Here is a 23,873-nt window from a genome sequence, read left to right on the forward strand (position 1 = left end):
AATGGCTACTGACGACCGCAGGACGGACGGCGAGACACCGCCGGCGGTGGCTCTCGAGGGGATCACGAAGCGATTCCCGGGTGTCGTCGCGAACGACGATGTCGACTTCACCGTCGAACGCGGCTCGATCCACGCCCTGATCGGCGAGAACGGGGCCGGGAAGACGACGCTGATGAACGTCCTCTACGGGCTCTACGAGCCGACCGAGGGGACGATTCGTATCGACGGCCAGCCCCGGACGTTCGACGACCCCGGCGACGCGATAGCCGTCGGCATCGGCATGATCCACCAGCACTTCATGCTCGTGGACACCATGACCGTCGCCGAGAACGTCGTCCTCGGTAACGAGCCCACCAAGTGGGGCGGACTCGCAACCGACCGGGCCAGGGCCAACGAGGAGACGCAGGCGCTGGCCGACCGCTACGGCTTCGACGTCGACCCGACCGAACGAATCGAGGACGTCAGCGTCGGCGAGCAACAGCGCGTCGAGATTCTGAAGACGCTCTATCGCGGCGCGGACGTCCTGATCCTCGACGAGCCGACGGCCGTTCTCACGCCTCAGGAGGTCGAGGCCCTGTTCGACGTCCTCGAGGAACTCATCGCCGAGGACAAGACGATCATCTTCATCACGCACAAACTCGGTGAGGCGCTCGAGGTCGCCGACGAAATCAGCGTTTTGCGAAACGGCGAACTCGTCGGGACGGTCCCGGCGGCCGACGCCACCCGCGAGGAACTCGCACGCATGATGGTCGGTCGGGACGTGCTCCTCGAGGTCGACAAACCCGCTGCCACGCGCGGAGACGTCGTCCTGGACGTCGACGGCGTGACGGTCACGGACGAGCGAGGTGTCGTCGCGGTCGACGAAGCGACGTTCCGCGTCCACGAGGGCGAGGTCTTCGGCGTCGCCGGCGTCGACGGAAACGGCCAATCGGAACTCATCGAGGCGATCACGGGTCTTCGCACGGCCGACGACGGCACGATCACGTTCGAGGGACGAGATATCACCTCGGCGCCGCGTCGCAACCGCATCTCCGCTGGCATGGCCTACGTCGCCGAAGACCGGCAAAAGCGAAGTCTGGTGATGGACTACGACCTTCGACGAAACGGTCTGCTTGGCCGTCAGCACCTCGCGCCGTTCTCGGACGGTCGAGTGATCGACTGGGGGGCGACCGACGACTACGTCGACGAGATTATCGCGGAGTACGACGTGCGCCCGCCCGATCCCTCGGCAGACGCGCACTCGCTCTCAGGCGGGAACCAGCAGAAGTTCATCGTCGGCCGCGAGTTCGAGCGCGACCCCTCGTTGGTCGTCGCCGCACAACCGACTCGAGGGGTCGACATCGGGAGCATCGAGTTCATCCACAACCGACTGCTCGACCTCCGTTCGGCGGGGAAGGCCGTGTTGCTCGTCTCCTCGAAACTCGACGAGGTGACCCAGCTTTCCGATCGACTCGCGGTAATGCACGACGGTGAAATCGTCGCGGTTGTCGACCCCGACGCCGTCAGCGAGGAGGAACTCGGCCTGCTCATGGCCGGCGAACGGCCAGACGGACTCGACGTCGACGGCGCTCGAGTTGGGAGGTCCGTCGCATGAACGGTGACGACAGCACGGACGGCACGGACGGCAGCTGGCGCGACCGCGGCGGCGCAACCCTCGACCGACTCGTCGACGCCTCGGCCGCCGAGCGCATCGCGATCAGTCTCACGGCGCTGGTCTTCGCCATCGTCGTCGGCGCAGTGCTGGTGTTCGTTTCCGGCTTCGTCGCCGACTGCTCGAGTCCCTTCATCTACCTGCCGGGACTGGGGTACGGCTGTTACAACCCGCTCGAGGTCTACTGGACGATCCTTGCCGGCTCGTTCGGCTCCTTCAGCGACCTCGGACAGACGCTGTTAGAGACCACGCTATTGTTGTTCACCGGACTCTCGGTCGCAGTGGCCTTTCGAGCCGGGCTGTTCAACATCGGCACGCAGGGACAGATGGTGCTGGGCGGGTTGGCGACGGCGATGACGGTGCTCACCGTCGGCGAGTTCCTCCCAGCGAACCTGCTGGGTTCGCTCGTCGTGATCCCGCTCGGCGTCGCCGTCGGCGCCGTCGTCGGCGGGATCTGGGGCATGATTCCCGGCCTGATGAAGGCCTACGCGGACGCTCACGAAGTGATTACGACGATCATGCTCAACTTCGTCGCCGCGGGCGTCGCCTACTGGCTCGTCCAGGTCCACATCGGCGACCTGGCGAGCGATTCGGTCCAGACGCATTCGATCCCGGCAATCGCCAGGCTCCCGGAGTCGATCGCCGGAAGCCGGTTCTCGGTCATCGCCCTGCTCGCGGCGCTGGCCGTCGCCGTCGGTATCGCCCTCCTGTACACGCGGACCGTCCTGGGCTACGACCTGCGGACGAGCGGCATCCAGGAGACTGCCGCCGAGTACGGCGGAGTCGACGCAAAACGCAACGTTGTCACGAGCATGACGCTCTCGGGCGCCCTGGGCGGCATCGCGGGCGCCGTCTACGTCATGATGGTCCAGTACCGCTGGCAGGCCGGCATTCCGTCGCTCGGCTTCGACGGCATCGCGGTCTCCATCCTGGCCGGAAACAATCCCATCGGCGTGATTCCGGCCGCCCTCCTGTTCGGCACGCTGAAGAGCGGGAGCCTGGCCGTGGACATCTCCCTCGGCGTTCCGAACGAACTCATCGAAGTACTCAGGGGGCTGATTATCCTCTTCATCGCGATGCCGGAGTTCTTCCGCATGATCGGCAAGCGCTACGGCTACGGCACCGACCCAGTGGCAACCGACGGAGGTGAGAGCCAGTGAGCGCGTCGACGATCACCGGGCGACAGCGACTCGCCCTCGGGGCGGTCGTCAGCGGCCTGTTCGTCCTCGCCGTCGCCCTCCTCCTCGTCGACGGCGGCCGCGAAATCGCGGTCGACGTCGCCGGCGTCTTCACCGCCTCTTACCTCGGATCGGCGCTCCGACTCACCGTCCCAATCGCCTTCGCCGCGATGGGCGGCATCTTCGCCGAAAAGTCCGGCGTCATCAACATCGGCCTCGAGGGCCTCCTCATCATCGGCGCGCTGAGTGCCATCGCGACCAACTACGCCCTCGGGCTCGAGTCTACGCCGATCGATGCAAACCCGTGGCTGGCGCTGCTGGCCGCCGTACTCGCGAGCGCGTTCGTCGCGTTTCTGTTTGCTGCGGTCTGTATCGAGTTCAAGGCCGATCAGATCATCGCCGGACTCGCCGTCTGGCTGATCGCCCTGGGCGCCGCGCCGTTCGTCAGCGTCATCATCTGGGGGCAACGGAACAGCCCGCGAGTCGGGATGTTCTCATCGATTTCGATTCCAGGTCTCTCCGCGCTTCCTGGCATCGGTGCGATCTTTTCGATCACGCCTCCGGTGCTCCTGTTGTTGCTAGCGGTGCCGTTCTCGTGGTTCCTTCTCAACCGGACCACCTTCGGGATGCGTCTCGAGGCCAGCGGTGAGGATCCGAAATCGCTCGATACGGCCGGCGTCGACGTCCGAAAAGTGCGCTACGCTGGCGTCATCCTGTCGGGTATTTACTGCGGAATCGGCGGTGCCGGACTGGCGCTCAACACGGGCACGTTCGTCGGGACCGGCGACACGATGATCGACGGCCGGGGCTGGATCGGCCTGACTGCGTACCTGATCGGGAACTACAACCCCGTCGGGGCGTTCCTCGCGTCGTTCCTCTTCGCGGGCCTCGACGCGCTCCAGCTCGAACTTCAGCAGATCTCCACGATCACCATCTCCTCGACGCTCGTCGGCATCGTCCCCTACGTCGCCGTCCTGGTCGTGCTCACGTTCGTCGGTCGCACTCGGATGCCGTCGGCCGCGGGCGAACACTACGACTCCGACGAGTAGTCGTTCTCCAACTCAAGTCTCGAGTTGCACGTTTCGGTCAGAACCCGTCCCGCAGGAACACCGACCGCGCGGGAAACAGCGTCTCGAGCGTCTCGAGCGTCCCCGGAGATACATCGAGACGACCCGCACGCTCGAGCGCCCGAGCCGGACGGACGCCGACGGCGAGTTGTGACAGCGTTCCAACGTCGAGCGCGATGTTTGAGTCCGGCACGGGTACGCGTTCGCAGGTACCATCGCCACTCTCGACCGAGAGTTCGAACACACCGTCGTTCCACGTAGCCAGCGGGTCGTCGACGGCGAGCGTCACGCTGGCGTCGACGGTCGGATACGAGAGCACCGACAGCGCCCGCGAGACGTCGACAATCCGGACCATCGGGCCACCCTCGAGTTCGGTCTCGAGGTCGTCCGGATCGCTCGCGACGTCGAGAAGTGGCGTGTCGACTGGTAGGCGAAAGCGAACGGTCTGGACCTGTGAATCGTGGTCGCGACAGAACGACAGGAGCGCCAGGAACGCCTCGACGTCGGTGTAGGCGAGTTCGGCGACGTCCATCGTCCGATCGCCCCAGTCGCCGTCGATCGTGTACTCGAGGTAACCCGCCGGCTCCCCGTCGCGTTCCCAGACGGCGACGAACGGGTCCGTCTCCCAGTTCTCGAAGACGCGGTAGCGCCACCAGTCGGCGTCGCGATTGATCGAAAGGTCGTAGCGCGCGGCGTGGTGTCCGTATACCGGGTCGAGGGTCTCGTAGTCGTCGGCCTCGAGCCGACGGTATCGGCCGTTTTCGATGGTTCCCGCCTCGAGCCGCGTCCGGGCGAACGAGAGGTCCGCGGGGTCGCACTCGACTCGAAGCTGGCGGTTGGCCGTCGTCCAGCCGTACTGACGGTAAAACCGGTGGCGAAACGGCCAGAGGGCCGCGAGCGTCGCACCCCGGTCGCGGTACTCCTCGAGCGAGGCGGCCAGCAGGTCCCGGACGTAGCCGCTCCGGCGGTGTTCCGGCGGCGAGGCGACGGAGGCGAGGCCAGCCACCGAGTGTTCGTCGCCGCGGACGTGAACGTCGAACCAGTAGTGTTTGCAGACACAGAACGGATCTCCACCCCCGTCCGGGAACAGCCCCCGTCGGTCGCCGAGGAGCGCTCGCGGCCGGTCGTGTTCCGCCGGATCGTACGCCGGCGGGCCGTCGGTGGGTGTGAATGCGTAGGAGACGTACTCGTGAAATCGATCGCGCTCGTCCTCGGAGAGTGCCCGATAGATCGTCATAATCGATGAGCGAGAGGCCAGTTCGAAGAATGTTTGTGTCCCATGTGTCACGATAACACGCGATCGTTTCTGTGGTGTTACAGGTTTCCCCGGAAACCGTCCAAACGCTAATGGTTGATTACCGAGCGACCAATCAATGACCGCTTCGGGCTCGAGTACGAACCGGTTCCCCCATCCGAACGGCACGCCGCATCCCGGTTTGGTGACGCAGCGATAGGGCGATTGAAATCCGCAATCACTGTCCGCATCGTCCGACGACAGTCGTGGATCGAGGACGACACGGCCAGCGCCAGTCTCGCTCGCTCCGATTCAGGACGCGCGCTCTCGAAGAGGTACGTCTTGGTTGCTGAGTGGACGACGTCGCCGGAAACAGGATATTTCCACCGAGAGCAACGTCTAGCGTAAAGTCGGGTGGGGACCATCGTTCGGGTATGGTTCACACACAACCCGCACAGGTAACGGTTCCCGACTGGCTTCAGGATCCGATCGCCGAACTGGTGACGTTTCTGCCGCGACTCGTCGGCGCGCTGGTGATCCTAGCCATCGGCTGGATCATCGGCCGCCTCGCCGGCCGCGTCGTCATGCGAATCGCCGACGGCATCGAACTCGACCGCATGGTACTCGAGACGCCGCTCGGGCGCATTCTCGGTGGAACAGAGCAGGCCGTCTCGAGAACGTTCGGCAAACTGGCGAAGTGGTTCGTGTACGCCCTCGCGATTCTCGCGGCCGCGAACGCCCTCGCGATCGCACTCCTGTCGGAGTGGATCTCGACCGCGGTCTCGTACCTGCCGGCGTTCATCGCGGGCCTGCTCGTCATCGTCTTCGGGTTCATCGTCGCTGACTTCGTCGGCGACATGATCGAGCGGACTCGAGCAGCGACCCAGACGGTCTACACGTCCTGGTTCGCCGACGGTGCTCGGGTGTTCCTCTACTTCACGGCCATCGTGATCGGCCTCGGGACGATGGGCATCGACGTCGGCATCCTGTTAGTCTTCGCGCGAGCGCTCGCGTGGGGCCTGGCCGCAGCCGTGGCGATCGGCGCCGGCGTCGCCTTCGGCTGGGGCGGCAAGGACTACGTCGCCGAGAACATCGACGGCTGGATGCGCCGGACGAACTCGATGACGCCGTCCGATGAGTCGTCCGATCAGCGACGGAGCGAGAGTAGTGCTGGAACGGGGAGCGGGTCCAGCGCTCGAACGGACCGCGAACCCGGTCCTGGCGCGGACTCGGACGACTGAGCTCGGTCACTGGACGGCCGGCCGCGCCGCTTTCGGTTCCGCCAGTTTCGAGAAGAGCGGCTTGACCGGAACGACGACGTACGTTTTTACCAATCGACCGTTAACCGAGCGCCACTTCTCCACGCGCGCGACGGCGTGGGCGTCGTACAGCGACTCGAGCGTCTCGATCACCGCGTCGAACGCGGCGGTGTCGAACGTCTCACGTGGAACGCGGTCGGTGACGACGGCGAGGCGTCGGCGCCGCGCGTAGACGTCGAGTCGACCCTCGAACGCGAACTCGGCGTCCTGGATCAGGTCGTGAAGTGCGCCCATCGTCGGTGCCGACGATTCCGTCGGCAGGGAGATGTACGCCTGATATTCGTCCGGCCGTTCCGCGACGTACCGTTTCCACAGGCGTTTCAGCACGGTTCGGTCACCTCGAGTCCAGCGTCGGAGCCGGACCCGGCCCCATCCCTCCTCCGATCACGTACGCTCGCCATCCTTGGCCGTGACTTCTCGCCACCGGTAATACGTCCTTTGTTGTTCGTCGGTCTCGATACCCTGAAAGTCTGTTTTTCGTGATGATGGCTGATTCGAGAGAGCTATGTGTAATTGCTCACTACCGCCACGCGATGCCCACTCGTCTCCTCGAGTCGACGCGGTTCGTGACTGTCATGTCGGCGACACTCGTCGCCGCTGGCGTCGCCATCAGCAGCGGTTTGACGCCCTCGGTACGGTCGCTCGCGGCGCTGTGTCTCGTCTCGGTCGGACTCGCCGGCGTCGCGATCGAGGTGAGCGAACGCCCGCTCGAGGGCGTTCATCGGGCGGCAGTTCGCTGGTGGGCGGTCGCCTTCGTCGCCTTCCTCCCCTACGGACTCGTGGCGGCGCCCTCGAGCGAGGGAGCGACGGCGGTCGCCAATTCCCTGTCCGGCACGATACCGCTCGTCGCGTTCGAAGTCGGTGCCGGGAGCGCGTTCCTGTGTGCGATTGCGGTAACGACGCTCTACGCGATGGCGCGCTACGGCGTTCATCCAGGACGGCCACGGCCCGAAGAGCGGATTCTGGCCGAGGGCGACGACTGACTCGAATTGCCGTCGCGATCCGATAGTCGGATACGAATTTTCCAAGGCGTTTCACACACTCCTCGCGCAGCTGCCAGAATGCCGTATACGAAACGGGCTTCAGACGTGCTCGTCAACGAACGACTCGATCCGCGCCAGCGCCTCGCGTAAGTCCTCGAGGCCCGTCGCGTACGAGACCCGGAGGTGGCCCTCGCCACCGACGCCGAAGACGTCACCGGGGACGACCGCGACGCCGTACTCGCGGAGCAGTCGCTCGGCGAAGTCGTTCGCGCTCCCGTCCCACCCGTCGGGCACCTCGGGGAAGACGTAGAACGCCCCTTTCGCCTCGAAACACGGCGTTCCGATCTCGCGAAACCGCGAGATGACGAATCGGCGGCGGCGGCCGTACTGGTCCACCATCGCCTCGACGTCGTTCGCACAGGAGTCGAGCGCCTCGAGGGCCGCGTACTGGGCGGTCGTCGGCGCCGAGAGCATGCCGTACTGGTGGACGCGGTTCATCGCGCCGGTCGCCCCGGCGGGACCGAGCGCGTAGCCCAGTCGCAACCCGGTCATCGCATGAGCCTTCGAGAACCCGTTGCAGACGATCGTACGCTCGCGCATGCCCGGCAGCGTCGCGATGGACGCGTGGGTGGCGGCGCCGGGACTCGCGTCGGCGTCGCGCTCGTCGTAGGTCAACTCGGCGTAAATCTCGTCCGAGAGGACCGCGAGGTCGTGCTCGCGGGCGAACTCGGCGATGGGCTCGAGATCCGCGCGCGTCATCACGGCGCCGGTCGGATTGTTCGGATAGCACATGACGAGCAGGTCCGCAGCCTCGGCCCCGGCGGCCTCGAGTGCCTCGACCGTGAGCCGAAAGTCGTCCTCCTCTCGCGTCCGTACGGGGAGTACCTCTCCGCCCGCGAAGGTCACGCCCGGTCCGTAGGAGATGTACGCCGGCTGGGCGATGGCGACGGTGTCGCCGGGGTCGACGAACGCCCGAAAGGCCAGGTCGACGGCCTCGCTCGCGCCCGCGGTGACGAGAACCTCCTCGTCGGGGCCGTACTCGAGGCCGAAGCGGTCGGCGACGTAGCTCGAGATGGCCTCGCGAAGGTCGTACATGCCGCGGTTGGCCGTGTAGGAGGTCTTCCCTCGCTCGAGCGACTGGATGGCAGCGTCCCGGGCCGCCCACGGCGCGGAGAAGTCGGGTTCGCCGACGCCCAGCGAGATAACGTCGTCGCGCTCCTCCGCGATTTCGAAGAAGCGACGGATACCCGAGGGGCCGACCGCCTGGACGCGTTCGGCTGGCTCGAGGCTCCTGGTCATGGCGACACAGAGAGTCGGTCGTCGTCCTCGCCGTCCCCGAGTTCGATCCCGTTCTCTTTGTAGGAGGCCATCACGTAGTGCGTGACCGTCTGAGTGATCTCGGGGACAGGGGCGACCTTCTCGCTAATAAACCGGGAGACCTCGCGGATCGAGTCGCCCTCGACCTCCATGTCGAAGTCGTAGTCGCCGCTGATGAGCCGCAGCGCTTTCACCTGCGGGAAGCGAGCGAGTCGCTCGGCGATGTCGTCGTAGCCCGTCTCGCGGTCGAGGGTGACGTTGAGTTCGACCTCGGCACGAACGCGTTCGTCCTCGAGGCGATCCCAGTCGACGACAGCCTGGTAGCCCCGAACGATTCCGGCGGCCTCGAGCGCCTCGATAGCGTCGGCTACCTCGTCCTCGTCGAGGTCGGTCATTCGCGCGATGTCGGCCGTCTCGTATCGCGCGTTCTCACGAAGCAACTCGAGCACCTCGCGTTCGCTCATATCCCTCCGAAGCGCGAGCGCCGGCAAAAGCGTTGTGCCACGTGCAACACCTGACGGCTCGACGAGTTTCGCCGAATGCGTCCTCGAGCGGGCCGGAATCAGCACTCGAGGGAAGAAAGACACATTCGTCAGCGTGTTAATAATCCAATATTTACCCAACGTGTTTTGGGACAATGTGCATAACGACAGGACTATTTGAGTATTCCATACGCGAGACCGTTGACGATACGGCACTCTCACCGAATCGGGCACGAAGCCCACTACATCGTCAGAGGCCACCATGCTGTCAATGAAAGATACCGTACCCAAGAACGAGACGATCAAGCGAGTTGCACACCACGTCGAAACGTCGGTGCGTCGTTCCAATCCAGTCACCCTGGTGAAAGGACCCCAGCGGAGCGATTCGACGGACGACCGACCGGCCACCACCGACAGCCCGGACGGTCCACACAACGCCGGCGGACGAGTTCTGGAGACGCCACGTCAGCGAAAGACCGCCACCTGTCTGCTTGAGCACGGAACGAACGGGCCCGTGAAGATGGGGGCCCTCGCCGAACGAGTCGCCGCCCGGGAACACGAGACGGCGGTCGCCGACCTCGAGGACGGCCAGCGCAAGCGAGTGTACGTCTCGCTCTCTACGTCGGTTCTCCCGGAACTGGACCGGCTCGGGCTCCTCGAGTACGACAAATCCCGTGGGCTTGTGTACCCGACTGACCAGCTACAGCAGTTCCGTCCTCACCTCGGCGCGTCGGCAGGCGAACCGGCGGCCACCGCTAACGCGGGTCAGTAGTTCTTGAACAGGAGTGCGCGCACGTCGTCTTTCGTCTGCACGTCCTCGGTGGAGTCATCGGGGAGCGTGACCCGGTAGCGATAGTCCGCGGCGGGTGATTCGTCCCACTTGTCGTCGTGGGTGTCGAGGAGGTTCATCATCTTGTTCAGCATGTCGTCGTCGTCGGCGGCGCCGCCGCTGTCGTCTGCGTCCTCGTCCTCGTTTTCGTCGTCTGCGTCTCCGTCCGCCTCGTCTTCGTTCTCGCTGGTATCCTCGTCTTCGTTCTCACCCTCGCCCTCGTCCTCGCCCGCGCTCTCACCGTCGGCCTCGTCGGTGTCGGCATCGGCTGGGTTCTCGTCGCCCCCGGTGTCGTCCTCGCTCGAGTCCCCGGTATCAGTATCCGCATCACCATCCGACTCGGGTTTCGCCGAGTCCGCATCGGCGTCGCCGTCACCCTCGTCGTCGGCAGCGCTCGTCTCCGCTTCCTCGTCGTAACTGACTTCTTCCACCCCGTCGACCTGGGAGCCCGACTCGATCGCCGACTCGACGGCCGCCGCCACGTCGTCCGTCGCCGTTCGACCCGAGGTGTCGGCCTCAAAGTCGACGTCGAGGGCGTCCTCACCATCTTCGCCTGCCTCGAGATTGTCGATCAGAAACTGGATCGCGTCGCGTTCGCGTACGAAGCCGTACCTGCCGACGACGTCCTCGGAGATGGCCGCTCGCAATCGCTGGATCACCGCGTACTGTTCGTCCGTGACCTCGACTGTCTTCATACCTGACTGATGTGTCGAGGGGTACATATAGGTGGGTGCGTCTGTCGGTAGGCATATCGAGCTGTCAGGCTGACAGATCGGCAGAACGCCGGAAGATCAGGGCGCAAGGGCGCCAGCTCACCAGAACGCAAGGGTATCAACTCGCCAACTCACCAAAGCCAGGGACGCCGCGTTGGCGACCCACACATATCACGAACCGCCTACTGCCGCTGGACCTCGTGTCGACCGAACCCGTACCGAAGACGGTTCGCGAGCCGCCTCGAGAACCGACCCTCGTCCGCCCGCGAGCCGTGCCGCTCGGCGAGCGCCGTGTAGATCAGCGGGAGGGGGACCTCCTGCTCGAGGGCCTCCTGGACGGTCCAGGTTCCCGTCGAGCCGCCCTCGACCCGGTCGGCGACGTCGCCCAGGTCGGATCCTTCCTCGCGGAACGCTTCCTCACAGAGTTCGAGCAGCCAGGACCGGATGACCGCGCCGTTGTTCCACACCGAGGCGACGGCCTCGAGGTCGAGGTCGAACCGACCCTCGTGGAGCAGTTCGAAGCCCTCGCCGTAGGCCTGCATCAACGCGTACTCGACGCCGTTGTGGACCATCTTCACGTAGTGACCCGACCCCGACGGTCCCATCCGGGCGTGGCCCGCCGGCCCCGTCGCCACGGCGTCGAACGCCGGGGCGAGTTCCTCGTAGGCCCACTCGGGGCCGCCAACCATGAGCGAGAAGCCGAGTTCGGCGCTGGCGGGACCCCCGGAGGTGCCGCAGTCGAGGTACGCCGCCGGACACGCGTCGGCGCGCCGAAGCGTGTCGTGAAAGTTCGAGTTGCCGCCGTCGACGACCACGTCCGCGGCCTCGAGGCGGGGCTCGAGCGTCTCGAGGGTCGCGTCGACGGGTGCGCCCGCGGGAACCATCAGCCAGATCCGCTTGTCGTCGCCGAGATGGTCACACAGGTCGTCGATCGAGTCGGCGGGGCTGGCCCCCGCGGCGGCCACCGCGTCGACCGCGTCCTCGTCCAGGTCGAAGGCGACGACGTCGTGGCCCGCGGCGAGTACCCGGTCGACGACGATCCGGCCCATTCGTCCGAGTCCAATTACACCCAGTTGCATGGATAGCCGTGCGCGCAGGGGCGTGGTAGGGGTTGCGGTTTCCCGTCGAGCGAGGCTACGCGAGGTGGATCGACATCTCCTGTTCGAAGCTCTCGGCCCCGCAAAGTTCGAAGCCGACACGTTCGTACAGCGCGATGGCCGGGCCGTTCCAGCGCTCGACAGTGAGCCAGACCCACTCGACGCCGCGGTCGGCGGCCTCCCCGAGCAGGTGCTCGAGCAACTGCGTCCCGATGCCGCCGCGCTGGTAGGCCTGCAAGACGAAAATCGCCAGCTCCCACTCGATCTCGCTCAGGTCCTCGACCGTCTCCGGGTCGTCGACGTCCGGAACCAGCGTCGCGTGCCCGATCACCCCCTCTTCGTGTCGCGCGACGACGTTGATCCCGTCCTCGAGCAACGGCTCGAGCCACTGGCGGATGCGCTCCTCGCCGGTCGGCGGGATCCCCTGGGCGCGGTCGGCGGGGTCGAACTGCACGTACATTCGGGTGAGCGCCTCGAGCGCTCCGTCGGCCGGTTCGGGTCCGGCACCGCCGTCGAGTGGCCCGATTTCAATGTCTCGCCCCTCCGGATCGGTGTAGGTCGTCGGCGGCGTCGGGAACGGGCCGGCCGGTTCGTCCGGGTACACTCGTCGTTGTCTCTCCGTCATCGTTATCGAACGAGTTTGACGGTCATCGTCGCGTTCAACAGGACGAACTCGGTGATCGGCCCGAGGCGAACTTTCCCCATCGGGCTCCTGGTCCCGCCGCCGATCACCAGCTGGTCGACGTCCTCGCGCTCGGCCAGGGCGACCAGCGAGCTCCCGGGATCGCCCTCGAGCGTCCGGATTTCGGCGTCGATCCCCGCCGCCACGAGTCGTTCCTGGGCGAGATCGTGCATCGCCTCGGCCGTTCGGTCCGCCTCCGGCTTGTCGAGGACGGCGACGAGCAGGTCGTCGCCCACCTCCGTGACGCGCTCGATCGTCGTGTCGAGCGTCTTCACCGACTCGTCGCTTCCGTCGAGTCCCAGCAGGACGTGCATGCGTTCGTGTGCGACGCCCCGGAGGAAAACCGTTGCGCCGGTTCATCGGCGGTCCCGTCAGCGCGAGGGGTGTTCGCGCTCGTCGGAACCCGGCTCGAGCCGGTCCGTCACGAGGTCAAGTCCTGGATAGCCGTCCGCGCGCCAGACGACCAGGGCCGCCGCGGCGAGGACGAACTCGAGCAGGAAGTAGGGGTCGCCCAGGGAGCTGGAAAACAGCTCGAGGATGCTCGGTGCGCCCTCCTCAGGCTCGACCGGGACGATCGGCCACAACAGATACCCGTATTCTTCGGCGCCCCAGAGCGCTGGCACGGTGTCGGCGAGGAGGTGTGAGAACGCACCGATGGCGAAGACGATCGCGTAGGTCGGACGCTCGTACCGGCTCGCGACGGCCAGGACGACGAGCGAAACCGGGAGCAAGAACAGCAGGGAGTGTGCCAGCGACCGGCCCGTCGGGAGCACGGGCGCGTACCAGGCGAGCGGTTTGTCGATCAGGTCGGGAAACTGGCTGCCGACGAGGCCGCAGACGACCGCCACCGCTCCCGGGACCCGCGCCGGTTGACGGCGCGTCCAGAGCGAGTAGAGGAGGTAGGCGACGGCGGCGTGTCCGAGTGGCCACATACGTACTGTCTCGTTCGAAGGCAGGAACGAGTATAAACGATGTGACTGCACGCGTCCGGCCGATGTCGAAACAGTGGTACTCTCTCGCGGCCTACCGCGTCCCGATGCTCGCCATCTTCTCCGACACGCACAGCACCGGCGGTCACCACCTCGAGGGTGCGGCACTCGAGGCCGCCCGCGAGGCCGACGCCGTGATTCACGCCGGCGACTTCACCAACGTAGAGGCTCTCGAGGCGTTTCGCTCGCTCTGTCCCGTCTTCTATCCCGTTCACGGCAACGCCGACGACGCGACCGTCACCGAACAGCTACCGCCCGTTCGAATCGTCGACTGCGAAGGAATCCGGATCGCGGTCACGCACCGTCGCGACGGCGGCGACGTTGGCCTGGCGATGTTCGGCCGCTCGCGCGAGGCGGACGTCGTCGTCTCCGGACACACGCATCGCCCGTCGGTCACCGACGCCGAGGGCGTCCTGTTGCTCAATCCCGGGAGCCACGCCCAGCCGCGCGGAAACCGGCCGGGGTTCGCGACGCTCGAGCGAGGCGAGGACGGGACGGTTCGTGGCGAACTTCGAGAGCCGGGCGGTACGCTGCTCGAGTCGTTCACGCTCGAGTCGGAGTGAACGTGAGAACGGGAACAGTAGTGTGAACGGCAGTGAGGGAAGAAGCGGAAACGGGAGCGAGGGGAGAAATGAGACCGGGAGCGAGGGGAAGAACGGAAACGAAGGAAGGAGCGGGACCAGGAACTGATGAGGACGCGACGTACGTGAGAAAACCTGAACGACCACGGGGGAGGGCACGCGACTGTAACGGATGGCGGTTCGGGCGACCGCCGAAGCATCAGAGGGGACGAGTGGGGGCCGACCGTGAGTGGTCGGTCGATCGGTTGGTCAATTGTGACTTCCGCGCTGGGGGAGAGCGCTGGGTCGGCCCCGGACGGTGGGTGGACTGTACCGGTCGCACCAGTGGATGTCACGGGAACGTGTGCGACCGAAGTCCATCATCACCTACGTGTCGGGTATAAAAAGACTCACCGCAAGCTAAAAAATCGATTTTAGCTATCCGGTTCCTAGCCCCGAAGCCAGTTCTCGGCCTACAGATCCTCGAGTCTCACCGTCCTCGAGGCGTCGAAACGGTTTTGCGACCGCCCGTGTAACCACGACGTATGTTCGACCTCATCCCCGACGATCCGGTCATCATCGCGATGGTAGTCATTTTGCTGTCGCTCATCTTCTTCCTCTACCTCCTGCTCCGCCGGACCGTCCTCGAGTTTCGAGACGGGATGGAGCGACGATAGCGCCGTTTCTCACGACTGACCGGCGTCGGTAGCTGATTCGCCACGGAGATGAGACCGCGGAGCGACTGGTGCTCGAGAGTCGAGAGTGACACCGATACCGACGGATGGGTGAACGCGACCTAGACGAGCGCTCCGGCAACCTGCTCGACCGCTCGCTCGACGTCCTCGCGCGATACGTCTCGATGGGTACAGCACCGAATCGTCGTCGGACCGAATGCGGTCGCCAGCACGTCGTGCTCGCGCAGGCGCTCGAGGACGCTCTCGACGTCCAGCCCCGTTCCGGCGACGTCGACGACGACGATGTTGGTCTCCGGTTCGGGCGCCGACAGGCCCGCAACGTCGTCCAGCCCCGACGCCAGGAGGCGGGCGTTCTCGTGGTCGGCCTCGAGGTCGTCGACGTTCTCGAGGGCCTGCAGGCCGGGGTCCGCGATGATCCCGGCCTGGCGCATCCCGCCGCCGAAGAGCTTTCGCGTTCGGCGCGCGCGCTCGACGAAGTCGGCGTCGCCCGCGAGCATCGATCCAACGGGTGCGCCGAGCCCCTTGGAGAGACAGAACATCACGGAGTCGACGTGCCGAGTGACGTCGGTGACGTCGACGTCGAGGGCCGTCGCGGCGTTGAACACGCGCGCGCCGTCGAGGTGAACCGCCACGTCGCGCTCGCGAGCGGCGCTGGCGGCCTCGGCGATCCGAGCCGGTTCGATCGCCAACCCCCCGCGCGCGTTGTGGGTGTTCTCGAGGCAGAGCAGCCCGGTTTCGGGGCGATGGAGGTCCTCCGCGACGTAGCCCGCCTCGACCTGGTCGGCGGAGGGAACGCCGCGCTCGCCGTCGACCATCCGCACCTGGACGGCGGCGTGCTGGGCCATCCCTCCGAGTTCCCACTTGACGACGTGGCTCTCCCGGTCGGCGAGCACCTCCTGGCCGCGCTCGGTGTGTTCGCGAACGGCGATCTGGTTGCCCATCGTCCCCGTCGGCACGTAGAGGGCCGCCTCCTTGCCCACGAGGTCGGCGGCGCGTTCCTCGAGTTCGTTCACCGTTGGGTCTTCGCCGTAGACGTCGTCGCCGACGTCGGCCTCGCGGGCGGCGTCGCGCATTGCGTCGTCGGGTTTCGTGACCGTGTCCGAGCGCAGATCGATCATGGTAGGTGTCCGTTTCGTCTCGCCGAAGAAATAGGCGACGCTCCCGGTCGATACCGGGCGAGCGAACGCGTCACGACTCGTCGGTTTCGGCTGCCCGCGTCTCGAGTGGCGTCTCGCTGGTTCGATTATCAGTGCCTCGAGTGGCGTCCGGAACGAAAGGATATTCGACGCCGAATCGAAATAGCCGGATATGGATCCGCGAATCCGCGAGCACGCACAGATCATCGCCGACCACTCCGTGGACCTCCAGCCCGGCGACAACGTCGTCATCGACGCCCACCCCGTCGCGGAGGACCTGGTCGTCGCCCTCCACGAGGTCGTCGGTGACGCCGGCGCGAACCCCCTCACGACGAGCAAGCGGGCGGGCAAACGTCAGCACCGGGCGTTCCTTCGCGCGGCGGCAGACGGCAACGGTGACGACCTCGAGTTCGACACCCCGTCACACGAACTCGCACTGATCGAGAACACGGACGTCTACATCGCGATCCGCGCGGGCGACAACGCGACCGAGACCAGCGACGTCGCTCCCGAAGTCAGCGCGGCCTACACACAGGCCTACCGTCCCGTCCAGGACGAGCGCCTCTCGAAGCGCTGGTGTCTCACGCAGTTCCCCGCGCCCGCGAACGCACAACTGGCCGAAATGTCCCGCGACGGCTACGAGAACTTCGTCTGGGATGCCGTCAACAAAGACTGGGACGCCGTGCGCGAACACCAGCAACAGATGGTCGAGATTCTCGACCCCGCCGACGAAGTCCGTATCGTCAGCGGCGACACGACGGACGTGACGATGAGCGTCGCCGGGAACACGACGCTCAACGACTACGGCGAGCACAACCTCCCCGGCGGGGAGGTGTTCACCGCGCCCGTCCCCGATAGCGTCGAGGGCGAGGTGCTCTTCGACATGCCGCTGTACCACCAGGGCAGAGAGATTACCGACGCCCATCTCGAGTTCGAGAACGGCGAGGTCGTCTCTCACGCGGCCGAGAAGAACGAGGACCTGCTGACGGAAGTGCTCGAGACGGACGACGGCGCCCGTCGGTTGGGCGAACTCGGTATCGGCATGAATCGCGACATCGATCGCTTCACCTACAACATGCTGTTCGACGAGAAAATGGGCGATACGGTACACATGGCGGTCGGTCGCGCCTACGACGAGACGGTCGGCGAGGGCAACGAGGCGAACGAGTCGGCGGTTCACGTCGACATGATCGTCGACATGAGCGAGGAGTCGTTCATCGAAGTGGATGGCAAGATTGTTCAGCGGAACGGGACGTTCGTCTTCGAGGACGGTTTCGAGGCGTAAGCTAGCACTTTTTGGTCCAGATTTTGCGAGCGAGTCACGAAGGGACGTGCGTCGCGGGAGCGACGAGCGAAACAGAAGGCGGCTTCATTCGAGCGAGACGACCATCAGTCTTCGTTCGAGACGCGCCGATAGCCCAGGTGAGCGACGATTCCGACGACGAACGCGAGTCCGATGTTCGTCGCCAGCGCCAGGAGACCGATCCCGACCGACAGCAGGAGGTGTTCGGACTGGCGAACGCTCGAGCCCAGCGTGACGGCAACGACGACCAGCAAGACCCCGAGCATCGCGAGCGGAAACGCCTCGAGCAAGGTTGCCGAGGCGAAGACGGCGGCCGCGAGGTAGAACCCGCCCAAAATGACGTTCGCCCCACCGGATCGCGCGCCGAACGTGTACTTGCCGGCGACGCCGTCACAGCCGTGACACATCGGGATGCCGCCCGCCGGAATCGCGAGGAGGTTCGTCGCCCCCATGCTCGTCGCCAGTTCGTCCGGCGAGACCGTTTCGTCGAAGAGGTCGGCGACGAGCAACGAGGTCGCCAGCGCTGCGTTGCCGATGGTCATCGCGAGCTGGGCGAACGCCCCGTCGAGCACGGCTCTCGAGACCGACTCGCCGAGCGGCGGGACGGGCGGCGGGCCGGGCCACCGGGGCGAGGGCACGCCGGCGACGGCGAGGGCCAGTCCCAGTCCAACGATCAACACAACGAGTGCGCTGGATCGTCTGTATCCGAGCACGACGGCCGCTGCGACTATCGCCACGCCGACGCCGGCGAGGACGACGTCCTCGAGTGCGAGGTGAACGCCGGTCTCCAGGAGGAGCAACCCGACTGCGAACTGGACCCCGCGGATGACCGGTTCGCCGATCCACCGCTCGACGCTCGCTAGCGTACCCGTGACGCCGATGGCGAGCAGGACGACGCCGAGAAGCAACCCCGCGAGGGCAATCTCGCCGTAGGTCATCGCGCCCGCGATCGCGAGCGCCGCGAGCGCTTTCATCGGTTCGACGGAGATTGGGAGGCCGTACCTGAGTCCCCAGACGATCTGGAAGACGCCGAAGGCTATCATGACGTGTGGCAACGAGATTGACGTGACGAGCGCCAGCGCGACGACCAGCGGGAGGACCGTAATCGAATCCCCTATCGCTCCCGTCACCTCGTTCGACGTGAACTCGAGTCGGGAATGACGGGCACGAACGGCCATTTCGAGGTTGTATGGGCCCGATGTTTGTATACGTGTTCAGTAACTCCCCGCGGTCGTCTCGGGCCGGGTAGATAACTTATTTCGGTTACATTCGCTACCGTCCGTTATCTCCTGCCAGCCGCACACAATGTCGGTTTCGACCACGGGACTGACTCGAGAGAGTCCGTCGCGAGTTCGGGGTGACGGGCGTCGATGGTCTTCCTGGCCCTGCCGTCGAGTTGAGTCAGCAGTTCTAGTGTATCGATCCAGCCAATGTTCTCCATTGAACGGAATCGACCCTCCACGACTACGCCATCGGAAGATGTTGCCGCAACACTGGCGGTATAGGCAGTTGGCTACGCGAGGTACTGGTGCCGCCACTGATCAGAGGCACGACACTTGACACACCGTCGCGTCACTCCCGTTCTTCTCTCCTCTCGTGGATGTTGGGCACGATGGGATTCGAACCACAGTCGCAGCAAAGCTGCTCCCTGATTCGAATCCATCGGCGTTCGTGATTCGCTCCTCACGTCCGTTCGTCGCAGAATCACGGGCACGATGGGATTCGAACCCACGACCGTCGGATGTCTTCCCCCACCGCAACCGCGACAGGGATAGAAGTCCGACGCTCTATCCAGACTGAGCTACGTGCCCTCGAGTCCCTGTCGTCTGTCAACCAGTATAAGCAGTGGGGATTTCGACGGACAAAACGCGTCTATCGAGCCCACTTGTGACCGCCTACCGACCCTTCCGGTCGACTCTCCGACCTCGAGTCGAGATCCGGGAGATCTGGATGATTACCCGCATCGACTCCCGTCAGGACCACCCGGTCGCGCCGACGTTGCCACCGTCGATGGCGAACGTAGACGTGAACCGGGATCGTCTCGAGTCCGAGAAACTGCGCGACGGCCAGGCGCTCGAGCCCGTCGTGAAGAATCCACCGACCGTCGCGACCGACGTCGACCCGAATCTCGCCTGTCGCGGCCGGAAACGACGGGTAGGGGTCGACGACCGACCCAGCCTCGAGAACCGTCGATCGTTCGTCGCGACGCGCGCTGATCCGCGGACACCCCCGGGTTGCGAGGTCGGCGAGGTACCACTCGAGTGCGCTCCTGTCGCCGGACGGGACTGTCCGCTCGAGCACCGGGAGTGCTCGTGGGTTCGCACCCTGGCCGCCTCCGGGTCGGGGGCCGCCATCCGCGGCTACGGCGAGCGGTTCACCCGCGCGTGCCGACGACGGACGCCCCTCGTCAGTGAACCACTGGACGATGCGACGATAGCGATCGATTTCCCGGACCCGAGCGCTCTCGAGGTCCCACGTCCCGGGCACGACGGCCGGCACGTGCGTCGGCGACTTCGACTCGAGTGAGCTGCGCTGGCGTGGCTCGAGCGCGTATCGTATCCGATCCGGAGCGATGTCGACGACGCGAGATGGGTCGATCGGGGCCGCGTAGTGCCGTCCGCAGGTCCACCAGGTCTGTAGACGAATGCGCTGTCGGTGGTACCGACGAACGATCGAGGTTGCAGTGTGCTCACCGACGAATCGAAAAGCGAACACCGAGTCGGCCCACCACATCGACTACATCGGCCTCGAGCAGGGGCGTAAGTAATCGGGTGATAGGCGCCGGTAGCACGTTCGTACCGTCGGGCGAGCCACACTACGAGCGTCGACGGTTAGATCGGATCGTCGGGCGCGTACTCCTCAGTTCGTTCGACGAGCCAGCACCAAACGGCGTCACTCGAGTCGGTCGTACTCGTGCCAACGGCCACATCACTGGCGTCCTTTTCTCGTGGCGACCAGACTCGCGGGAACCTGAACTGGTTTATCCCGGGACTGGCAATCCAGGAGTGATGCGCGAAACGATCGTTGCGTTCGACTTCGACGGCACCCTCTCCGATTCGGAGATGACCGTCCTGCTGGGGGACCGACTCGGCGTCGCCGACGAGATGGCCGAGATTACCGAGCGAGCGATGAACGACGAGATCGGCTACGCCGAGAGCCTGCGCTCGCGAGCGGCCCTGCTCGAGGGACTCGAGCGCGACGATGTCGAGGCCGCGTACGCAAACGTGATCCTCCGCGAGGGGGCGGCGGACCTGATACAGGATCTGAACGAAGCCGGGATCACGACGGCGATTCTCACTGGCGGCTTCCAGCGCGGCGTCGAAGCGGCGCTCGAGCGTGACGGGACGAGGGTCGATCACGTCGTGTCGAACCGATTACCGCTCGACGCCGACGGCGAGGCGCTGACCGGCGACGTCGAGGGCCCGCTGATCGAGGGGACGAAAGACGACGCGCTTGCCGATCTCGCCGAGACCGTCGACGTGCCCCTCGAGTCGACGGTCGCGGTCGGCGACGGTGCGAACGACCTGCCGATGCTCCGGGTAGCCGGCCTCGCCATCGGCTTCGATCCCAAGCCGGCCGTCGAGCCCCACTGTGACGTCGTCGTCACGACCATGGACGGTGTTCGATCGGAACTCCGTAAGGCGGGCATACTCGAGTGAATGTTCGGATACTCTCCCCTCGAAAGTGGGTGCAAGCGATGCGAAGATCGTTCTGACCTCGGGGAGAATACAGATTAACTCGAATGATAGTCAATTTCTCACTAACTTAATTCCAACCAGCCATTTATGATACCAACGGACTTTTACCCACTCCCGAGAGAGGACCGGTAACGATGTGGCAAGATTTGGTTTTCATGGTTGGTAGCGGCCTGTCGATATTCTTCCTCGCCCCGACGCTACGGGATGCGACGGCGCGCGTACCGCTTGGAACGAGCCTCCCCTCGATGGGAATCGGAATGGTGTACGGTCTCACGTTTTCGACGATGGGAATGACGTTCTCGGCGATGGGCGCGCTCTGTGCCGGCTCGATGTGGGCGTTAATCGCACTCTTCCGCTCTCCCGGGAGCCAGGCGGCGCCGATTACTCGCGTCGACGGTCTCGCGCTCTTCGCTCGAGATGCACAACGCTGGCTCGAGGACCTGATGGGCGGAACGAGCGTGCGCGACCAATTCGTCGTCGACGGCGAGTACGCCGGATCGGCGTACGGGAACGGGCCTGTCGATACCAGTATCGGGTTCGATCACGCACACACCGCCGACGACTAATCGTCCGACGGGCGGTACCGGTCGTGGTCGCGACCGCGGTCTCGGTTGCGATTGTGGTCATGGTCGTGGCCATCGGCAGGTTCGGTCGGCGAATCATCGGGTTTGTAGCGATTGTGATCGTGGCCCTGACCGGTTTCCGAAGGCAATTCCTTCGCGTTCTCGGATCTGGTCCCGGTGTCGTCTGGGTGCTCGTCCTTCGGTTCGACGTTCGGTACCATCGACGAAGTTCCATCCGCGATTCGTGACTGCGGAGCCAGTTCGGCTGGGTTGTCGCGTTCCGACGGTTCTTCCTCACTCGAGTCGGCATCGACCCGCGAGGACATCGTAAAGCGCGTCCAGGAGCGAACGAGGATAGCGCCCAGCGACGTAAATGCGAGAACCAGGACGATGGACGTGAGGAGAAACGACGTGTCGAGCCCGATGGCTATTGTTTCGACGTCGGTCTCCCGCCTGACGTTCGAATTGGCTGCTTCCGGCGAGTACCTCGCGAATCGGGTCAGCAACGCGAGCGCGCCGACGTACACCACACTGGCCACACTGACGGCGACGGCGGTCACGGCGGTCGTCTCTGACTCGAAGTGCCTGCCGACGACGGCGCCCGCGGTCACCAGTACGAGTATCGCGATCGGAACGAGAAGCATTGGTCCGATCTGAAGGGTCTGAATCATCAGGTAGGGCGCACCCTCTGGTTCCTGGGCGAGCGATCCACCGTAACTGACGAGCGTGACGATGCCCGCGTACACCCACGCACCCGGTTCGCCCTCGCCGGGACTCATCCCGCTTCTGGTGGCCAGAGTGAGCTGATAGGCAACGAGATACACGACGGCGAACACGGTCACGCCGGTGAGCGAACCTATTTTGACGTACTGCGGGACCCTGTCGACGAACTGTACTGCCTTGGAACGCGCCACGCCGATAACGGAAGTCGATTCATCGTGCTCGTTCGCCAACGTTCGTTGATCCGTTCCCGCTCCGTCGTTGGAGGAGTCAGGAGATGCAGAGGACCGTTCGTACTCGAGGCGGCGCTCGGGGGCCATACCGGTCCGACGAACCCAACACTAGTTAGTCTTTTGATCAGTAAGACAATCCTCACGCTGTACCCTGCGGCGAACAGGAGGACGAGCGTACTCACCGCGAGAAGAGACTTGTGTGGACGGGCGCGAACGGACTCGACTCCGCCCGTTCGACGGTGTCCGTGATCGCTCGCCCCTGGAGGCCGGCCTCGAGCAGCCCCGACAGCGGCGGGCCGACCTTCTCGGGTTCGACGAGGAACGCGTCGTGGCCGTGGTCGGAGTCTACGACGTGGTGGGCGACGTCGATGCCGGCTTCTCGACAGGTCTCGGCGAGGGCTTCGGCCTGTTCGACGGTGAAGTGCCAGTCGCCGGTAAACGAGAGGAGCAACAGGTCGCCCTCGAAGGCGGCCAGCGCGTCGGCGTCGGACTCGTAGCCGGCGGCGAGGTCGAAGTCGTCCATCGCCCGGGTCAGGTAGAGGTAGCTGTTCGCGTCGAACCGGTCGACGAAGCGCTCGGCCTGGTAGTCGAGGTAGGATTCGACCTCGCGATACGGGAAGAACGCACCGGCCGGGTCCGTCGGCCCGTCTCGAGTCGCCTCGCGGCCGGCCGCTCGACGACCGAACTTTCGGTCCATGGAGGCCTTCGAGAGGTACATGATGTGGCCAATCTGGCGGGCTCGAGCCAGGCCGTTCGCCGGGCCGGCCTCGAGTGATCCGTCGCCAGCCTTGATCCCATCGTCCTCGACCTCGTAGTAGTGGCCGCCGTTCCAGTCCGGGTCGCTCGTGATCGCCCGCCGAGCGACCGCGTCGAGGGCCAGACACTGCGGATCGAGCCGAGGTGCGGTCGCGACGGCGCCTGCACACTCGACGTCGTCGGGGTAGCGCCGGAGCCAGTCGAGGACGTTCATCCCGCCGACGGAGCCGCCGACGACCGCTCGCAGGCGACCGACGCCGAGTTCGTCGAGCAGTCGCCGCTGGGCGCGCGTCCAGTCGCCGACCGTCACGGGCGGAAAGTCGGTTCCGTAGGGCCGTCCAGTATCGGGATTCTCGCTCGAGGGGCCGGTCGTGCCGTAGCACGACCCCGGAACGTTCGCACAGACGACGTAGTACTCCGTCGTGTCGATCGCCTTTCCGGGGCCGACGACGTCGCCCCACCAGGCGCGGGCCTGTCCGGCGGTCTCGTCGCCAGCGTCGGGACGGCGAGCGACGTGAGCGCTCCCGGTGAGTGCGTGACAGACGAGGACCGCGTTCGAGCCGTCGAACTCGCCGTAGGTCTCGTAGGCGACCTCGAGCGACGGGGTGGATTCCCCGCACTCGAAGGTGAACGACCCGAGGTCGACCGTGTCCCTGGTGGTCATCAGG

Annotated in this window: 25 protein-coding genes and 1 tRNA gene; 11 read left to right on the top strand and 15 right to left on the bottom strand. The window is 65.4% G+C overall.

The features are described 5' to 3' along the window. Position 1 precedes the first annotated feature (1 nt). The 3 genes from NGM29_RS02225 to NGM29_RS02235 are packed head-to-tail and all read left to right on the top strand — an operon-like array spanning position 2 to position 3,878. A complete protein-coding gene (locus NGM29_RS02225) occupies positions 2-1,594 on the top strand; it encodes an ABC transporter ATP-binding protein (protein ID WP_254158627.1) in 1,593 nt (530 codons plus the stop codon). Next, positions 1,591-2,811, top strand: a complete 1,221-nt coding sequence (locus tag NGM29_RS02230; protein WP_254158628.1) for an ABC transporter permease — start codon at positions 1,591-1,593, stop codon at positions 2,809-2,811. The genes NGM29_RS02225 and NGM29_RS02230 overlap by 4 nt, the downstream gene beginning before the upstream one ends. Beyond that, complete coding sequence (locus NGM29_RS02235; RefSeq protein ID WP_254158629.1) at positions 2,808-3,878, top strand: ABC transporter permease; 1,071 nt, start codon at positions 2,808-2,810, stop codon at positions 3,876-3,878. Before NGM29_RS02230 ends, NGM29_RS02235 begins: the two co-directional genes overlap by 4 nt. Positions 3,879-3,915: 37 nt before the next feature. Here the strand turns inward: NGM29_RS02235 and NGM29_RS02240 are convergent, their stop codons facing one another. Then, positions 3,916-5,133, bottom strand: coding sequence for a GNAT family N-acetyltransferase (locus tag NGM29_RS02240; RefSeq protein WP_254158630.1), 1,218 nt, complete (start codon positions 5,131-5,133; stop codon positions 3,916-3,918). Positions 5,134-5,564: 431 nt separating this feature from the next. Here NGM29_RS02240 and NGM29_RS02245 point away from each other — a divergent pair, with 431 nt between their 5' ends. Further along, a complete protein-coding gene (locus tag NGM29_RS02245; RefSeq protein WP_254158631.1) occupies positions 5,565-6,371 on the top strand; it encodes a mechanosensitive ion channel family protein in 807 nt (268 codons plus the stop codon). A gap of 6 nt (positions 6,372-6,377) precedes the next feature. On the opposite strand, the gene NGM29_RS02250 is transcribed toward NGM29_RS02245, so the two are convergent. After that, complete coding sequence (locus tag NGM29_RS02250) at positions 6,378-6,776, bottom strand: hypothetical protein (RefSeq protein WP_254158632.1); 399 nt, start codon at positions 6,774-6,776, stop codon at positions 6,378-6,380. Between the two features lie 206 nt (positions 6,777-6,982). Between NGM29_RS02250 and NGM29_RS02255 the strand changes: the two genes are divergently transcribed. Then, positions 6,983-7,432 carry a DUF1467 domain-containing protein gene (locus tag NGM29_RS02255; protein WP_254158633.1) on the top strand — a complete coding sequence of 150 codons (450 nt, stop codon included), beginning with the start codon at positions 6,983-6,985 and terminating at the stop codon, positions 7,430-7,432. Positions 7,433-7,531: 99 nt separating this feature from the next. On the opposite strand, the gene NGM29_RS02260 is transcribed toward NGM29_RS02255, so the two are convergent. Together NGM29_RS02260 and NGM29_RS02265 are read right to left on the bottom strand one after the other, a co-directional pair. Next, on the bottom strand, positions 7,532-8,731 hold the full coding sequence (locus NGM29_RS02260; protein WP_254158634.1) for a pyridoxal phosphate-dependent aminotransferase: 1,200 nt from the start codon (positions 8,729-8,731) through the stop codon (positions 7,532-7,534). Further along, entirely contained in the window at positions 8,728-9,213 is a 486-nt protein-coding gene (locus NGM29_RS02265; RefSeq protein WP_254158635.1) for an Lrp/AsnC family transcriptional regulator, read from the bottom strand. Before NGM29_RS02265 ends, NGM29_RS02260 begins: the two co-directional genes overlap by 4 nt. 289 nt (positions 9,214-9,502) lie before the next feature. Between NGM29_RS02265 and NGM29_RS02270 the strand changes: the two genes are divergently transcribed. After that, entirely contained in the window at positions 9,503-10,003 is a 501-nt protein-coding gene (locus NGM29_RS02270; protein ID WP_254158636.1) for a DUF7344 domain-containing protein, read from the top strand. Here NGM29_RS02270 and NGM29_RS02275 read toward each other — a convergent pair. The 5 genes from NGM29_RS02275 to NGM29_RS02295 form a co-directional block, all read right to left on the bottom strand. Further along, positions 9,997-10,755, bottom strand: coding sequence for a hypothetical protein (locus NGM29_RS02275; RefSeq protein ID WP_254158637.1), 759 nt, complete (start codon positions 10,753-10,755; stop codon positions 9,997-9,999). The two genes, NGM29_RS02270 and NGM29_RS02275, sit on opposite strands and share 7 nt — an antisense overlap. 200 nt (positions 10,756-10,955) lie before the next feature. After that, complete coding sequence (locus tag NGM29_RS02280; protein ID WP_254158638.1) at positions 10,956-11,852, bottom strand: decarboxylating 6-phosphogluconate dehydrogenase; 897 nt, start codon at positions 11,850-11,852, stop codon at positions 10,956-10,958. Between the two features lie 55 nt (positions 11,853-11,907). Continuing rightward, a complete protein-coding gene (locus NGM29_RS02285) occupies positions 11,908-12,495 on the bottom strand; it encodes a GNAT family N-acetyltransferase (RefSeq protein ID WP_254158639.1) in 588 nt (195 codons plus the stop codon). 2 nt (positions 12,496-12,497) lie between these two features. Beyond that, positions 12,498-12,866 carry a universal stress protein gene (locus tag NGM29_RS02290; protein ID WP_254158640.1) on the bottom strand — a complete coding sequence of 123 codons (369 nt, stop codon included), beginning with the start codon at positions 12,864-12,866 and terminating at the stop codon, positions 12,498-12,500. 57 nt (positions 12,867-12,923) lie between these two features. Further along, positions 12,924-13,484 carry a metal-dependent hydrolase gene (locus NGM29_RS02295; RefSeq protein WP_254158641.1) on the bottom strand — a complete coding sequence of 187 codons (561 nt, stop codon included), beginning with the start codon at positions 13,482-13,484 and terminating at the stop codon, positions 12,924-12,926. 104 nt (positions 13,485-13,588) lie between these two features. On the opposite strand from NGM29_RS02295, the gene NGM29_RS02300 reads away from it, so the two are divergent. Together NGM29_RS02300 and NGM29_RS21120 are read left to right on the top strand one after the other, a co-directional pair. Further along, positions 13,589-14,104 (top strand): metallophosphoesterase, encoded by a 516-nt coding sequence (locus NGM29_RS02300; protein ID WP_254160382.1) that lies wholly within the window; start codon positions 13,589-13,591, stop codon positions 14,102-14,104. 542 nt (positions 14,105-14,646) lie between these two features. Next, complete coding sequence (locus tag NGM29_RS21120; RefSeq protein ID WP_256498863.1) at positions 14,647-14,778, top strand: DUF7859 family protein; 132 nt, start codon at positions 14,647-14,649, stop codon at positions 14,776-14,778. Positions 14,779-14,897: 119 nt separating this feature from the next. Here the strand turns inward: NGM29_RS21120 and ltaE are convergent, their stop codons facing one another. After that, the gene (gene ltaE, locus NGM29_RS02305) at positions 14,898-15,914 is read right to left on the bottom strand and encodes a low-specificity L-threonine aldolase (RefSeq protein ID WP_254158642.1); all 1,017 of its coding nucleotides are present in this window, start codon (positions 15,912-15,914) and stop codon (positions 14,898-14,900) included. A gap of 190 nt (positions 15,915-16,104) precedes the next feature. Here ltaE and NGM29_RS02310 point away from each other — a divergent pair, with 190 nt between their 5' ends. After that, complete coding sequence (locus NGM29_RS02310) at positions 16,105-17,217, top strand: aminopeptidase (protein ID WP_254158643.1); 1,113 nt, start codon at positions 16,105-16,107, stop codon at positions 17,215-17,217. A gap of 104 nt (positions 17,218-17,321) precedes the next feature. Here the strand turns inward: NGM29_RS02310 and NGM29_RS02315 are convergent, their stop codons facing one another. The 3 genes from NGM29_RS02315 to NGM29_RS02325 form a co-directional block, all read right to left on the bottom strand. Beyond that, positions 17,322-18,413, bottom strand: a complete 1,092-nt coding sequence (locus tag NGM29_RS02315) for a putative sulfate/molybdate transporter (RefSeq protein WP_254158644.1) — start codon at positions 18,411-18,413, stop codon at positions 17,322-17,324. A 529-nt stretch (positions 18,414-18,942) separates the two neighbouring features. Beyond that, positions 18,943-19,046, bottom strand: a tRNA-Arg gene (locus tag NGM29_RS02320). 61 nt (positions 19,047-19,107) lie between these two features. Then, positions 19,108-19,968, bottom strand: coding sequence for a ParB N-terminal domain-containing protein (locus NGM29_RS02325; protein ID WP_254158645.1), 861 nt, complete (start codon positions 19,966-19,968; stop codon positions 19,108-19,110). A gap of 275 nt (positions 19,969-20,243) precedes the next feature. On the opposite strand from NGM29_RS02325, the gene serB reads away from it, so the two are divergent. Both serB and NGM29_RS02335 read left to right on the top strand, forming a co-directional pair. Continuing rightward, positions 20,244-20,894 carry a phosphoserine phosphatase SerB gene (serB, locus tag NGM29_RS02330; RefSeq protein WP_254158646.1) on the top strand — a complete coding sequence of 217 codons (651 nt, stop codon included), beginning with the start codon at positions 20,244-20,246 and terminating at the stop codon, positions 20,892-20,894. Positions 20,895-21,088: 194 nt separating this feature from the next. Then, positions 21,089-21,499 (top strand): hypothetical protein, encoded by a 411-nt coding sequence (locus NGM29_RS02335; protein WP_254158647.1) that lies wholly within the window; start codon positions 21,089-21,091, stop codon positions 21,497-21,499. Here the strand turns inward: NGM29_RS02335 and NGM29_RS02340 are convergent. Both NGM29_RS02340 and metX read right to left on the bottom strand, forming a co-directional pair. Then, positions 21,496-22,536: a hypothetical protein gene (locus tag NGM29_RS02340; protein ID WP_254158648.1), complete on the bottom strand. Its 1,041-nt coding sequence runs from the start codon at positions 22,534-22,536 to the stop codon at positions 21,496-21,498. The genes NGM29_RS02335 and NGM29_RS02340 overlap by 4 nt on opposite strands. A gap of 91 nt (positions 22,537-22,627) precedes the next feature. Further along, entirely contained in the window at positions 22,628-23,869 is a 1,242-nt protein-coding gene (gene metX, locus NGM29_RS02345) for a homoserine O-acetyltransferase MetX (RefSeq protein ID WP_254158649.1), read from the bottom strand. Between the last annotated feature and the right edge of the window lie 4 nt (positions 23,870-23,873).

It is taken from the genome of Natronosalvus rutilus (genome assembly GCF_024204665.1).
Classification (GTDB): Archaea; Halobacteriota; Halobacteria; order Halobacteriales; family Natrialbaceae; genus Natronosalvus; species Natronosalvus rutilus.

Bases quoted from the DNA above. Each gene is read 5' to 3' on its own strand.
- NGM29_RS02310 (WP_254158643.1), top strand. From the start codon at position 16,105: ATGGATCCGCGAATCCGCGAGCACGCACAGATCATCGCCGACCACTCC.
- NGM29_RS02280 (WP_254158638.1), bottom strand. From the start codon at position 11,852: ATGCAACTGGGTGTAATTGGACTCGGACGAATGGGCCGGATCGTCGTC.
- NGM29_RS02240 (WP_254158630.1), bottom strand. From the start codon at position 5,133: ATGACGATCTATCGGGCACTCTCCGAGGACGAGCGCGATCGATTTCAC.
- NGM29_RS02230 (WP_254158628.1), top strand. From the start codon at position 1,591: ATGAACGGTGACGACAGCACGGACGGCACGGACGGCAGCTGGCGCGAC.
- NGM29_RS02245 (WP_254158631.1), top strand. From the start codon at position 5,565: ATGGTTCACACACAACCCGCACAGGTAACGGTTCCCGACTGGCTTCAG.
- NGM29_RS02295 (WP_254158641.1), bottom strand. From the start codon at position 13,484: ATGTGGCCACTCGGACACGCCGCCGTCGCCTACCTCCTCTACTCGCTC.
- metX (WP_254158649.1), bottom strand. From the start codon at position 23,869: ATGACCACCAGGGACACGGTCGACCTCGGGTCGTTCACCTTCGAGTGC.
- ltaE (WP_254158642.1), bottom strand. From the start codon at position 15,914: ATGATCGATCTGCGCTCGGACACGGTCACGAAACCCGACGACGCAATG.
- NGM29_RS02275 (WP_254158637.1), bottom strand. From the start codon at position 10,755: ATGAAGACAGTCGAGGTCACGGACGAACAGTACGCGGTGATCCAGCGA.
- NGM29_RS02335 (WP_254158647.1), top strand. From the start codon at position 21,089: ATGGTTGGTAGCGGCCTGTCGATATTCTTCCTCGCCCCGACGCTACGG.
- NGM29_RS02260 (WP_254158634.1), bottom strand. From the start codon at position 8,731: ATGACCAGGAGCCTCGAGCCAGCCGAACGCGTCCAGGCGGTCGGCCCC.
- NGM29_RS02255 (WP_254158633.1), top strand. From the start codon at position 6,983: ATGCCCACTCGTCTCCTCGAGTCGACGCGGTTCGTGACTGTCATGTCG.
- NGM29_RS02225 (WP_254158627.1), top strand. From the start codon at position 2: ATGGCTACTGACGACCGCAGGACGGACGGCGAGACACCGCCGGCGGTG.
- NGM29_RS02290 (WP_254158640.1), bottom strand. From the start codon at position 12,866: ATGCACGTCCTGCTGGGACTCGACGGAAGCGACGAGTCGGTGAAGACG.
- serB (WP_254158646.1), top strand. From the start codon at position 20,244: ATGCGCGAAACGATCGTTGCGTTCGACTTCGACGGCACCCTCTCCGAT.
- NGM29_RS02285 (WP_254158639.1), bottom strand. From the start codon at position 12,495: ATGACGGAGAGACAACGACGAGTGTACCCGGACGAACCGGCCGGCCCG.
- NGM29_RS02315 (WP_254158644.1), bottom strand. From the start codon at position 18,413: ATGGCCGTTCGTGCCCGTCATTCCCGACTCGAGTTCACGTCGAACGAG.
- NGM29_RS02265 (WP_254158635.1), bottom strand. From the start codon at position 9,213: ATGAGCGAACGCGAGGTGCTCGAGTTGCTTCGTGAGAACGCGCGATAC.
- NGM29_RS02270 (WP_254158636.1), top strand. From the start codon at position 9,503: ATGAAAGATACCGTACCCAAGAACGAGACGATCAAGCGAGTTGCACAC.
- NGM29_RS02340 (WP_254158648.1), bottom strand. From the start codon at position 22,536: ATGGCCCCCGAGCGCCGCCTCGAGTACGAACGGTCCTCTGCATCTCCT.
- NGM29_RS02325 (WP_254158645.1), bottom strand. From the start codon at position 19,968: ATGTGGTGGGCCGACTCGGTGTTCGCTTTTCGATTCGTCGGTGAGCAC.
- NGM29_RS02300 (WP_254160382.1), top strand. From the start codon at position 13,589: ATGCTCGCCATCTTCTCCGACACGCACAGCACCGGCGGTCACCACCTC.
- NGM29_RS21120 (WP_256498863.1), top strand. From the start codon at position 14,647: ATGTTCGACCTCATCCCCGACGATCCGGTCATCATCGCGATGGTAGTC.